Below are 12246 nucleotides of genomic sequence, written 5' to 3'. Positions count from 1 at the left end.
GGTTCAGTCACGGGGTCGCCGGGCGGTGACCATGCGGCGTAGGTCGGCACGCACCTCGGGAGTCAGGGCGTGACCGGTGTTTTCCACGAACTGTGTCATCTCGTAGGCCACCACCCGCATCTCCGCTTCCGATGAGGTCAACACCGCCAGTCCCGCACCGGATCCGATCCCCATGAACAGGAAGTACCCCTGGCTCATCCGGATGATGATCTGCTCACAACCACCCTTGTCGAACAGCACGGCACTGTTGTGCGCGAGGCTGAGCAAACCACTGGAGATCGCCGCGAGCTGCTCCGCATCGTCGGTGTCCACCGACGTGGATCCCGCGAGCGGCAGGCCATCGACGGACAGGATCAGAGCGTGGGTCACGCCGTGAACTCGGCCGACGAAATCGTCGACCAGCCAATCGAAATTCTGCGGGATCGCGTTGTCTTCTGCCGCCGTCACTGATCGTGTCCTTCAGCTGTGTCGGTACGGTCCTGGTTGTCCTCGTGAGCCGCCTGCTCGCCCTCGGCGAAGGCACCGAGGTCGGCGAGCAGTTGCTCGTGACCTGCGCGCTGCTCCTGCTCGGCGGAGGCACTCGTCTCGGGTGTGGGGGGTGGCCAGGTTACCGACGAGTCCTTCAAGCTCTGCGGCACTCTCCGGGGCAGCCCGTTGGCCGTCGTCAGGGATCGTCGCTCGGACTGCTCGGACTGCTCGGATCGGCCGGCCTGTCCGGGCTGCTCGGCCTGCGATGGCTGTGTCGGGAAGCCGTCCGGATCGGTGGAGCTCGTTCCCGGTGAAGGCCGATCCTCGGGCGCGGCGGTTTCCGGTGCGTCGGCGGAGCCCTGAGCGTCGATGGGCCCCTGAATGTCGGTGGCACGCTGGGTTCGTCCCTGTCGCAGCGCCACGGCAAGCCCGGGCTGCCGCAGCTTCGAGTCGGCACCGGGGGTGTCCTCTTCCGTGGGTTTCCCGCGCCGATGGCCGGCAACCGCGGTTTCCCGAATCAGCGCGGGCGGCAGCAGGACCGACGCAGTGGTGCCGTGCGGCGCACGCCGGGCCAACCACACGCGAATGCCATGGCGGGCCGACAATCGCCGCACGACCGCGAGCCCCATGTGCTGCACCGCGTTGCGGTCCAGCACGGGTGCGCTGGCCAGTCGTTCGTTCAGTGCGGACAGCCGGGCCGCGGGTAACCCGATGCCCGAGTCCTCCACCCGTACCATGACGCTGCCCTGCTCGGTGAGGTGCGCGCTCACCGAGACCGTGGAGTTCGGCGGGGAATGCGTGGTGGCGTTGTCCAGCAACTCGGCCAGCAACCTGCTGACGTCGTCGGCCGCAAGCCCCACGACGCCGAGCGTGGCGACCTTGCTCGGTTCCACCCGTGTGTAGTGCTCGATCGAGGACATGCCCGCACGGATCACGTCGATGAGGGCCGCCGTCTCACCGGGACCGCCATCGGCATCCCGCCCGGCCAGCACTCGGAGGTTCTCCCCGTTGCGCCGCAGGCGAGTTGCGAGGTGGTCGAGGGTGTAGAGCCGGGCGAGAGTATCCGGATCCTCCTCGTCGGCCTCCATCCGTTCGAGCTGCTCCAGCAGCGAATCCACAAGATTGAGGTCACGCAGGGCCACACTCGAACAGACCCCCGCAAGAACCTCCTGCGAGCCCGTTTCCCGAACAGCAGGCGATCCGACCAGCTGAGTGACGGTCTCCCGGGACCGCTGCAGCAACTGCCGTGTGGATCCCTCCCACCGTTGCCTGGTCGCCGAGTCGAGCAGCGACCTGCGAGAACGCTCGAGCAGGTCCCGGATTCGGGTCACCGTCGCACCTCGCAATCCGCGCGCGCGGAGCCGATCCCGGCTTTGTGCGGAGTCATGGCCCAAGATCCAATCAGACCGAAACGGGAAAGTCCATCCGGGTTCGACGGCCAGGACTCCGGCACGCCGACAACCGCTACAGGCGGACACCGAGGAGAGCGTCCACGGCGTCCCGCATCACCCGCGGTGTATGCGGATCCGCACCGTGACCGCTCAGCGCCTCGTCCACCCAGGCGTCCACCGCCCGCAGGGCACCTTCGGTATCGAGGTCGTCGGAAAGCCGGTCCCGAAGCCCGGCCACCGCGTGCTCCGCGGAGGGGCCGGACTCCAACTCGACCGCTTGACGCCAACGTGCGAGCCGGGCGGCGCCTCCGGTGAGCACATCGGCCGTCCAGGAGCGATCGCGCCGATAGTGACCGTCGAGCAGCGCCAGGCGAATGGCCATCGGATCGACCCGGTCCCCGCGCAGCCGGGAGACGAAGACGAGGTTGCCCTTCGACTTCGACATCTTCGCACCGTCCAGGCCGACCATGCCCGCATGGGAGTAGTGCCGGGCGAACGGGTCATCACCGGTGAGCGCCTCGGCATGGGCCGCGCTGAACTCGTGGTGCGGAAACGCCAGGTCCGAGCCGCCGCCCTGGAGGTCGAAGCCGAGTCCCAGGCGGTTGAGGGCGATGACCGAGCATTCGAGATGCCATCCGGGACGACCCGCACCGAGTTCGGAATCCCAGGATGGTTCACCGGGCCTGGCCATGCGCCACAGCAGGGCGTCCAGATGATGCTCCTTGCCCGCACGATCCGGGTCTCCCCCACGATCGGCGAAGACCGCGTCCATGTCCGCCTGGCTGTAGTGCGACTCGTAGCCGATCCTGCCCGTGGCGTTGTACCGGAAATAGACATCCGGATACTCGTCGTCGAGCCGGTAGGCCGCACCGGAGGCCAGCAGCTTGCCGACGGCTTGGGTGATCTCCGGCATCGCCTCGACAGCGCCGATGAAATCCGCAGGCGGCAGCACCCGCAACGCTTCCATGTCCTCGCGGAACAGGGCGGTTTCCCGCATGCCCAGAACGACCCAGTCCTCGTTGTCGTGCGCGGCCCGTTCCAGCAGGGGATCGTCGATATCGGTGACGTTCTGCACGTAGTGCACGTCATGACCATTGTCCAACCAGATGCGATACACCAGGTCATACGCCAGGTAGGTGGCAGCATGCCCCAGGTGGGTCGCGTCGTAGGGGGTGATGCCGCAGACATACATCCGCGCTTGCTGCCCCGCCTCGGTGGGGCGGACCTCACCGGTGGCAGTGTCGAACAGCCGCAATGGGCGGGCTGTGCCGGGCACGCTGGGCACGGGAACCGACGACCAGGATTGCATGTGCCCGAGCCTAATCGTCCCCGCACGACCGTCTTCGCCCGGTGACGTCTCGCGGCGACCGGCACGTCCTGCGAGTCATCAGCGTACGGGCGCCGATCGGCGGCACGCTGCTGCGAGTGCGTCCAGGAGCCGGGCGGAACATGTCCGCACGGCGATGTTCATCCTTCGCCGGATCTCGGCGTCGGCTCCTGCTCCTCCTGCTCCGGTTCCTGCCCGCTGTTCCGGGTTCCCATCTCCTCCGCCGTCAGCACGTGTCCGCGTACCGGCCCGGGCGAGCGCTGTCGCAACGGATCACGCCGTAGGTCCCTGTACAGGGCCCCGCACAATCCGAGCATGATCAGCACGAACGGCGAGGCGACGAGAATCGTGAAGGTCTGCAGAGCGTTCAGTCCTCCCACGTAGAGCAGCACGGCCGCCACGGCGGCGCTCATGGCCGCCCACAGTGCGATCAGCCATTTGCCGGGTTCGGTGGCACCGTGCGAGGACAACGTGGCCAGCACCAGCGCACTGGCGTCCGCACCACTGACCCAGAAGATCGCCACCAGGAACATCACCACGGCACCGGTCAGTACGAACAGCGGATACTGCTGCAGCGCCGTGAAAAACGCCACCGCCTCATCCGCAGCGTTGGCGATGTCGGCCCGCCCGGCCATCTGCAGGTTGATCCCCGCCCCACCGAAGACGATGAACCACAGCCCCGAGACGGCAGTCGGCACGATCAGCACTCCGAGCACGAACTCACGGATCGTGCGACCCCGCGAAATCCGGGCGATGAAGGTGCTGACGAACGGAGTCCAGGAAATCCACCAGGCCCAGTAGAAGATCGTCCAGTTGCTCATCCATTCCACACCACCGAACGTGGGCGCCCGGAAACTCCACGGAACGATATTGGTCAGGTAGGCACCGAACGCATCCGGGATCAGGTTCAGGATGAACACCGTGGGGCCGATGACGACCACGAACAGGGCCAGGATGACGGCGAGGACCATATTCGTGTTGGACAACCACTTGATGCCCCTGGCCACACCGCTGACCGCCGAGAGGATGGCGAAGGCGACCAGGACCAGAATGACGAAGAACGCCACGGTCTGCGTGCCCCCCTGTTGACCGAAGCCGCTGCCGATGCCGGTGAACAGCCAGATACCACCGGCGATCTGCAAGGCACCCAGGCCCAGGGAGGTGGCGCCGCCGAATTTGGTGGCCACGATCGCCCAGATGTTGATGGCCTTGCCCCACCAGGTGTGTTCCACTTCATACGTGCGGGCCAGCGACTGGAAGGGAGCGCTGAGCAGGTTGCCCCGCCCCATTCGGAAGGTCGAATAGGCCAGCGCCAGAGCCACCACGGCATAGATCGCCCAGGGGTGCAGACCCCAGTGGAAAAAGGTGTAGGCCATGGCCAGGCGCGCCGCTTCCGGTGATCCCGCCTGAACGTCCAGCCAGGGAGCCGGATTCGCCAGATGCGAAACCGGTTCGAAGACCCCGAAGAAAATCAGGCCGATGCCCATTCCCGCGCTGAACATCATCGCCACCCAGGAGACCCGGGAAAACTCCGTCGGCTCGCCACTCCGGCCCAGCGGGATCCTCCCGTATCGGCTGAAGGCCAACATCAGGGCGAACGCGACAAAGCCCGTGGAGGCCAGGACGAACACCCAGCCTGCGTTGGCCACGATCCAGTCGAGCGCAGTCCCGGCGTAGTCGCCGACACGGGTGGGCCATACGGCACCGACGACGCAGAAGAAAACGACCAGTCCGAGGGACACGCCGAAGACGGTGCGATCGAGGCCGCTTTCCTCGTGATCTCCGCCGGTGCCCTGGTGATCCGACGCGCCTTCGGCCACGGCTGCTACCTCCTCGTCGATCCCGGGGACGAACCACTGTCGCTGTCCCGGGATGCGGCCTCGTCGGCATCGCCGCCCTCGCCTGCGGAGCTCTTGTAGGCACCGCTGACCGACGACCCACGCCGCGCGCTCTCGCGCATGGTGATCAGCGGGCTCGGCTCGCGGGGCACCGCGAGCGCGGTCCGCTCCGTTCTCAGTCCACGCCCCAGGCCCACGCACATCAACAGCAGCACGATGCAGAAGGGCAACCCGGCCACGATCGAGGCCGCCTGCAGGGCGCTGAGGGCGTCCTCGCCGCTGACCGCGCCCGCAACCAGGAGAACGGCCGCGATCAGTCCCTCCAGCACCGCCCAGAACAGTCGCTGCTGCCATCTCGGGTGCGGATCCCCGCCGTTGGTGAGGATGTCGACCACCAGGGACCCCGAGTCCGAGGAGGTGGCGAAGAACAGCACGACCACGACGATCACGACCACGGAGGCGATCGTGGCCAGAATGCCGATCACGGGGAGCTGATCGAGCAGCACGAACATCGCGGTGTCGGCGCTGGCCTCGGCCAGCGGATTGTCCGGATTCCGCAGCAGCGAGCGCAGTGCCGCATCACCGAAGATCGTCAGCCACACCATGGACGCGCCGACCGGCGCGAACAGTGCTCCGGCGATGAACGACCGGATGGTACGGCCATAGGAAATCCTGGCGAGGAACATACCGACGAACGGCGACCACGAGATCCACCAGCCCCAGTAGAACAGCGTCCAGGATGCCTGCCAGTCCTGAGCTTCGGCATTTCCCGGATACGTCTGGAAGCTGGTGGTCGGGAGGTTCTGCAGATACGTTCCGATGTTGGCCGCCAACGCGTTCAGCAGATCCCGTGATGAGGCGGCCGCGAACACGAACACCATCAGGGCGAACGCCAGCCAGAGATTGATCAGCGACAGGTTCCGGATTCCCTTGTCGATGCCGAGCATGACGGAAGTGACCGCGATGGCGGTGATCGCCAGAATGATGATCACCTGCAGAAACGCCGTATTCGGGATCCCGAACAACGTTTCCAGCCCGGCGCCGACCTGCTGCCCACCGAGTCCCAGCGATGTCGCGAGTCCGAACAGGGTGCCGAACACCGCGAGTACGTCGATGGTGTTGCCGATCCAGCCGTAGATACGGTTTCCGATCAGCGGGTAGAAAGCAGCGGCGGGGCGCAGGGGAAGCCCCTTGCGGAAGGCGAAGTAGCCCAGTGACAGACCGAGCACGATGTAGATCGCCCACGGGTGCAGACCCCAGTGGAAGAACGTGAGGTTCATCGCCCGGGCCACGGCATCCTGGGTTCCGCCCTCGCCGACCGGCGGGTTGAGGAAATGATTCACCGGCTCACTGACCGCGTAGTACACCAGTCCGATGCCCATTCCCGCCGTGAACAGCATGGCGAACCAGGCCGTCTTGCCGTACTCCGGGGTGGAGTCGGGAGGACCGAGTCGCACGGATCCGTAGCGGCTGAACATGAGCGCGATCACGAAAATCAGAAAGAAACTCGCAGCGATGATGTAGAGCCACTCGAAATTCATCGTGATGAAGCTGTTCACGGCACTGGCCACGGTCGCGACGTTGGCCGGCGCGATAACGCCCCACAACACGAAAGCAAGGGTGACGATCGCCGAGATGACGAACACCGGCGGGTTCGTGTGTTCCTTGAGATACCGGATCATTGCGGCTCACCTTCCCGAGCGCCGCTTTCGTATGTCAGCGACAAACCTGCGCAACAGGCACCGCCTAGTGCGGCGCCGCTTCAGACCTGTGCCACCACCCACTCAGACTAAACCGAAACAGCGACAGCGGCACGATACGAAAAAGGCACCATTCGCTCAGTGACGGCGTTTGCTCCGGAGATAGTCGCCGATGACGGCGGCACCGAGCCCGTCGGTGGTCGGTGCGACGACACGGCCGCCGCTGCGCCGGGCGATGATGTCGACGAAGGCCGCCAGCCGTTCGTCTTCACCGAGCATGAAGACACTGAATACGGTGTCCATCCTGTTCAGAGCATCGACCTCGGACAACGTGACCGACAGAGTACGCGGCGCAGGCGGATGGTCGAACACCGCTGCACCGTCCGGCTCCAGGTGCGCGGTCGGTTCACCGTCGGTGACCACGAGCACGACCGGTTGCGCATCGGAGTGGCGCCGGAGATGTCGTCCCGCCAGCAGGAGCGCATGATGCATGTTCGTCCCCTGCTCCCACGCTCCCTCCATCGCCGTCAATCCACCCACGTCCACCGTCGCGGCGTACCGGCCGAAAGTGATCAGTTGCAGGGCATCCGAGCGGTACCGGGTGGTGATCAGCTGGTGCAGCGCGAGCGCGGTCCGCTTCATCGGCACCCACCGGCCGTCCTGCACCATCGACCACGAGGTGTCCACACACAACGCCACGGCAGCCCGGGAGCGCTGTTCGACCTCGGTCACCTCGAGGTCGGACAGGTCCAGATTCGGTGCCGACAATCCGGCCGCGCTGTCCCTCGCCCGGCGCAGGACGGCATTGTGCACGGTCCGCCCCACATCCCACGGCTCGGCGTCACCGAAGCTCCACGGGCGGGTGGCACCGGTCGGTTCACCCGCTGCTCCCGCCCGGTCCGCATCGCGTTCGCCGCGACGTGCACGCACCTGCGCGAGTACCGAGCGCAGTGCGGTCTCACCCAATCGACGCAGAGCCCGCGGGCTCAGCCGCAGCTCCCCGTCCGGTCCCGGCCGCAGCATCCCCCGCTGCCGCAGCTGACCGTCCAGCTCCGACAATCGCTGTGCCTCCACCACGGCCTGCTCGCCGAGTTGCCGTTCCAACGCCTCCAGGTCGATGTCCTCCAGCCGCGCACCGGGGTAGGACTGTCCCAACTGCTCGGCCAGCCGGTCCAGCTCACCCAGCTCGGCCATCGCAGCCGTGGCCTCTCCCAGCCCCATCGGCTCGTCCCCGCGAAACCGTGCCTGCGAGCTCCAGTCCGCATCGGGGCGCAACGAACGCAGTCGTGCATCCATCCGCTCGAGCGCCTCGGCGATCCGGGGGTCTCCGAACGCCTGCTGGAACAGCGAGGCGAGTTCGCTGCGTTGCTGTTCGCTCATCGAGTTCAGCAGCCGCTGGGCAGCGGCCGAACGTGCGGCAAGCACGTCGACAAGCTCGTCCACGGTGCCGGGGTTCTCCGGGAAGAAGTCCCCGTACTCGGCCATGAAGCGATCGAAACGCCGCCCGACGTCGGCGTCACCGCGTGCCTGCGCGGCCAGGAGTTCCGAGAGCTCGTCGAGCATGCCGCGGATCCGCTCGACATCGGCGGGCGTGGTCTGCTGCAGCGCTTCCCGCATTCCCCGGAAGCGCTGGTCCATCAGCTCGGTGCCCAGCAGACGACGAAGCTCGGCGAAGCTCTCCCGTGCAGCGGGTGAGCGCCATGCGTAGTGGGCGAGCTCCGAAACCGCGCCTGCCGTATCGGACGGCAGTGCCTGCATCTGCAGCTCCCGGAACCGGGCGTCCTCGCTCTGCTCGGCCGACAGTGCCTGCCGTTCCTGTTCGAGCGCGCGGTCGAGGAGTTCGCGTACTTCGCGCATCGTTCCGTCGATCCGGTAGCGCCGTTGCAGCTCGCTTCTGCGCTGCCATACACGCCGGGTGAGTTCGTCCAGACCGGTGACCTCACTCGTGCCCGTACGCAGCAGCTCATCGAGGGCCGCACGCGGTGAAGCCCCCTCCATGACCTCGCGGCCGATCTCGTCCAACGCCGAACGCAGATCCACCGGAGGCTCCAGCGGGTCGGCACCACCGTGCCAGGCTGCATACCGGTAGGGGCGTGGGAGATCGGACATCAGCCGTATACCGCCCTCTCGTCATCGGTGTCCTTGGCGAGCTTCCTGGCCAGGTACAACGACTCCAGAGCGAGTTCCACGGCACTCGCGATCCGGCCCGGCGAGTCCTCGGCACGAACACCGGCTCGCTCGGCGACCTGCTGCAGGACGGGCAACTCGGGCAGCGCGGTCAGGACCTCCGCTGCGGCGATACGCTCACCGGTGACGACCTGGTGCCCGCCGGAGACGGCATCCACCAGCGACTGCATATCGAGTCCGGCGAACAGCCCGCGAGCCGTGTCCGCGACAGCACGGCGCAACAGGTACCCCAGCACCTCGTCCTCGCGGCCCTCCTCGCCTGCCTCGAACTCCAGTTTCCCGTGCAGCACCGGGATCACCGCCTCCAGATCGACGGGACGCCCCACGGGCGGCTTCTCGCCCGTGACCGCCGCGCGGTGCACGGCGGCCGCCGAGACCGTCTCCGCTGCGGCGATGGCGAACCGAGCCGACACGCCGGAACGCTGGTCCACCGCCGGTGACCGGCGCAGTTGAGCCACGAAACGGGCCAGCACCTCCAGCAGGGGGTCACCGACCTCGGCTTCCAGGGCGGCCTCCTGCCGGACGAGTGCGATCTCGTCGGCGAGTGTCGGCGGGTAATGCGTCCGGATTTCCGCGCCGAAACGGTCCTTCAAGGGCGTGATGATGCGGCCCCTGCTGGTGTAGTCCTCCGGATTCGCGGTGGCGACCAGGAACACGTCCAGCGGCAGCCGCAGGCTGTGACCGCGGATCTGGATGTCGCGCTCCTCCATGACGTTGAGCAGTGCCACCTGGATACGTTCGGCCAGGTCCGGCAGCTCGTTGATCGTGACGATGCCACGATGCGCCCTCGGCACCAAACCGAAGTGGATGGTTTCGGGATCGCCGAGGGACCTGCCCTCGGCCACCTTCACCGGATCCACGTCACCGACGAGATCGGCGACGGCGGTGTCCGGAGTGGCGAGTTTTTCGACATAGCGCTCGCTGCGATGCCGCCAGATGACGGGCAACGCGTCACCCTGCTCGACCGCGCGGCGCCGCGACACCGGAGTGATCGGTTCGAGAGGGTGCTCGTCGAGTTCGGAACCCTCGATCACCGGAGTCCACTCGTCGAGCAGCTCGGGCAGGGTCCGCAGCAGCCGGGTCTTGCCCTGACCGCGCTCGCCGAGCAGCACCATGTCGTGACCGGCGAGCAATGCCCGCTCCAGTTGCGGCAGCACGGTACGGTCGAAGCCGACGACACCGGGCCAGAGCGTGCTGCCGGAGCGCAATGCGACCAGCAGGTTCTCGCACATCTCCGCCTTCACGCTGCGGGGGTGGTAGCCGTCGGAGCGGAGCTCTCCCGCCGTGCGCGGGAGTCCTGCGGGCGGTGCCTGCGTGCCCGGCACAGTCGTGTCCGTCACAGCACGAACGCTACCGGCTCATGCGGCCCTACGCTGCTCGTCGACTCACTCGCAGGCGGCCGAATGAGCCGGACACGCCGTTTTTCGGCACACCCCCACGCCCGTGCCCGACTCGGACCCCGGAGGGGCATCCGGGTTTTCCGGGGTCGTCAGCAACCGGCGCCGAGGAGGCGAGTCTCGCCGACGGCGAGGTCCCACAGCTCGTCCGGGTCATGCCCGGCGTCGTGCCATGCCTTGCGCAGCCGGGTCAACGGCTCCGTCGGCGGCTCACTGGTCAACGCGAACGTGCCCCAGTGCATGCCCGTCATCCGCGAAGCACCGAGATCCGAGGCCGCCTGTACCGCCTCCTCCGGATCCATGTGCACCGCCTTCATGAACCAGCGCGGCTCGTACGCACCGATCGGCAGCATCGCGACCTCGATCTCGGGATAGTGGTGTCCGATCTCGGCGAAATGCTCGCCGTAGCCACTGTCACCCGCGTGATACAGCCGCCTGCCGTCCGGGCCGGTGACGACCCAGCCACCCCACAGGCTGCAGCAGGTGTCCCACAGGGTGCGCCTGCTCCAGTGGCGCGCGGGGACGAAGTCGATACGGATTCCGCCGAGCTGCGCCGACTCCCACCAGTCGAACTCGGTGACGGAACCGAAGCCGCGGCGAGCGAACCACTTTCCGAGCCCGATGGGCGCGAACACCGGTGTACTGCGAGGCAGCCGCCGCATGGTCGGCGCATCGAGGTGGTCGTAGTGATTGTGGCTGATCAGCACCGCATCGATCGATGGCAGCTCGGCGAACGCCAGACCGGGCGGCGTGAGCCGTTGGCGCACCCCGGGAATCCGCCCCGACCACACGGGATCGATCAGCAGGCAGGTGCCTGCGATACGCAGGACATACGTCGCGTGCCCGATCCAGGTCACCGACGTCTCACTCGCGTCGATCGCAGGCAGGCCGGTACGCAGGATCGGCACTCCGTCACCGTCCTGCCTGGTCATCCCGAATCCACCCGCCCACATCAGGTGCAGCATGTCGGACAGGCCCGGTGGAGCCAAGGACAGTCGCTCGGCGAACGATCGGCGTTTCACGAGTCACCTCCACGCAACGTCGCTGCCTGATGTGGCCGTCAACGCAGGCAACCAAGCACCGGGAAAGACCGCAGCCGAGACGTCGGCAGGCGCAGCCACCCCGGCAAACTGCCCGGCACCCCTAAAACGGTGGCCAGGGTATGGCAGGCCACTCCCCCGACGGAGCAGGAAAGACACCGTCGGCGAGCAATCGGTCGATCCGCTCGGTCACAGCATGCACTTCCTTCGGGGTGATGTGCTCGGCGAGCTCACTCGCCAGCGTCCCCTCCAGCCGGGCACGTAGCTGCCCGAGGCGCTCGACGGCCTCCTCCGGAAGCTCGTGGCCGAGCCATCCCCAGAGCACGGTACGCAGCTTGTCATCGGTGTTCAGGCTCACGCCGTGATCGATACCCAGCACCCGCCCCTCGGGGGTGTGCAGGACGTGTCCGCCCTTGCGGTCGGCATTGTTGAGTACCACGTCGAGCACGGCGAGCAGCCGCAACCGCTCATGGTCGGCATGGGCGAGCACGACCGGATCACCGTGGTGGTCCTGGGCGCGCAGCACGGTCAGCCAACCCTCCGGTACCTCCGCAGGCGCCACGAGGTCGACCAGCTCGGAGCCTTCCTCGACGTCCACCCACAGCTGAAGCATGCCCGGCCCGAAAGGCCCCTCCCGCAGGATCGTCGGCGGGATCAGCCCCCATCCCGTCGCCTCCGACAGCAGGTAGGAGACCACCTCTCGACCGGCGAGCGTGCCGTCCGGGAAGTCCCACAGGGGCCGCTCACCCCGCACGGGTTTGTACACGCACTCCGCTTCGAGACCCTCGTGCTCGATCGAGCACAGCAGTGTCGCGTTGGAGGCCTCCACGAGCCGCCCCCGGACCTCGATCCGCCCGTTCCGCAACAGCGCACACGCGGCATCGTCGGTGAGCACGGG

General features: G+C 67.1%; 9 protein-coding genes. All 9 read right to left on the bottom strand.

Annotation, left to right across the window (positions count from 1 at the left end; all coding sequences use genetic code 11):
• Positions 1 to 3: 3 nt before the first annotated feature.
• The 9 genes from JOF55_RS18020 to JOF55_RS17980 all read right to left on the bottom strand — a co-directional run bounded on the left by JOF55_RS18020 (position 4) and on the right by JOF55_RS17980 (position 12243).
• The gene (locus JOF55_RS18020; RefSeq protein WP_310275762.1) at positions 4 to 447 is read right to left on the bottom strand and encodes a roadblock/LC7 domain-containing protein; all 444 of its coding nucleotides are present in this window, start codon (positions 445 to 447) and stop codon (positions 4 to 6) included.
• The gene (locus JOF55_RS18015; RefSeq protein ID WP_310275760.1) at positions 444 to 1799 is read right to left on the bottom strand and encodes a sensor histidine kinase; all 1356 of its coding nucleotides are present in this window, start codon (positions 1797 to 1799) and stop codon (positions 444 to 446) included. Before JOF55_RS18015 ends, JOF55_RS18020 begins: the two co-directional genes overlap by 4 nt.
• Positions 1800 to 1932: 133 nt before the next feature.
• Positions 1933 to 3168 carry a cysteine--1-D-myo-inosityl 2-amino-2-deoxy-alpha-D-glucopyranoside ligase gene (gene mshC, locus JOF55_RS18010; protein ID WP_310275758.1) on the bottom strand — a complete coding sequence of 412 codons (1236 nt, stop codon included), beginning with the start codon at positions 3166 to 3168 and terminating at the stop codon, positions 1933 to 1935.
• Positions 3169 to 3326: 158 nt separating this feature from the next.
• Complete coding sequence (locus JOF55_RS18005) at positions 3327 to 5006, bottom strand: BCCT family transporter (RefSeq protein ID WP_310275756.1); 1680 nt, start codon at positions 5004 to 5006, stop codon at positions 3327 to 3329.
• 5 nt (positions 5007 to 5011) lie between these two features.
• Complete coding sequence (locus JOF55_RS18000) at positions 5012 to 6706, bottom strand: BCCT family transporter (protein ID WP_310275754.1); 1695 nt, start codon at positions 6704 to 6706, stop codon at positions 5012 to 5014.
• A gap of 156 nt (positions 6707 to 6862) precedes the next feature.
• Positions 6863 to 8833 carry a VWA domain-containing protein gene (locus JOF55_RS17995; protein WP_310275753.1) on the bottom strand — a complete coding sequence of 657 codons (1971 nt, stop codon included), beginning with the start codon at positions 8831 to 8833 and terminating at the stop codon, positions 6863 to 6865.
• Complete coding sequence (locus JOF55_RS17990) at positions 8833 to 10251, bottom strand: ATP-binding protein (protein ID WP_310275751.1); 1419 nt, start codon at positions 10249 to 10251, stop codon at positions 8833 to 8835. Before JOF55_RS17990 ends, JOF55_RS17995 begins: the two co-directional genes overlap by 1 nt.
• Positions 10252 to 10400: 149 nt before the next feature.
• Positions 10401 to 11330, bottom strand: coding sequence for an MBL fold metallo-hydrolase (locus JOF55_RS17985; RefSeq protein ID WP_310275749.1), 930 nt, complete (start codon positions 11328 to 11330; stop codon positions 10401 to 10403).
• Between the two features lie 121 nt (positions 11331 to 11451).
• On the bottom strand, positions 11452 to 12243 hold the full coding sequence (locus JOF55_RS17980) for an Rv2133c family protein (RefSeq protein ID WP_310275747.1): 792 nt from the start codon (positions 12241 to 12243) through the stop codon (positions 11452 to 11454).
• Between the last annotated feature and the right edge of the window lie 3 nt (positions 12244 to 12246).

The sequence above is a fragment of the Haloactinomyces albus genome, from assembly GCF_031458135.1.
Lineage (GTDB): Bacteria > Actinomycetota > Actinomycetes > Mycobacteriales > Pseudonocardiaceae > Haloactinomyces > Haloactinomyces albus.
The sequence above is the reverse complement of the archived record's forward strand: the minus strand, read 5'-3'. Positions and strand labels throughout refer to the sequence as shown.

Bases quoted from the DNA above. Each gene is read 5' to 3' on its own strand.
- mshC (WP_310275758.1), bottom strand. From the start codon at position 3,168: ATGCAATCCTGGTCGTCGGTTCCCGTGCCCAGCGTGCCCGGCACAGCC.
- JOF55_RS17995 (WP_310275753.1), bottom strand. From the start codon at position 8,833: ATGTCCGATCTCCCACGCCCCTACCGGTATGCAGCCTGGCACGGTGGT.
- JOF55_RS18000 (WP_310275754.1), bottom strand. From the start codon at position 6,706: ATGATCCGGTATCTCAAGGAACACACGAACCCGCCGGTGTTCGTCATC.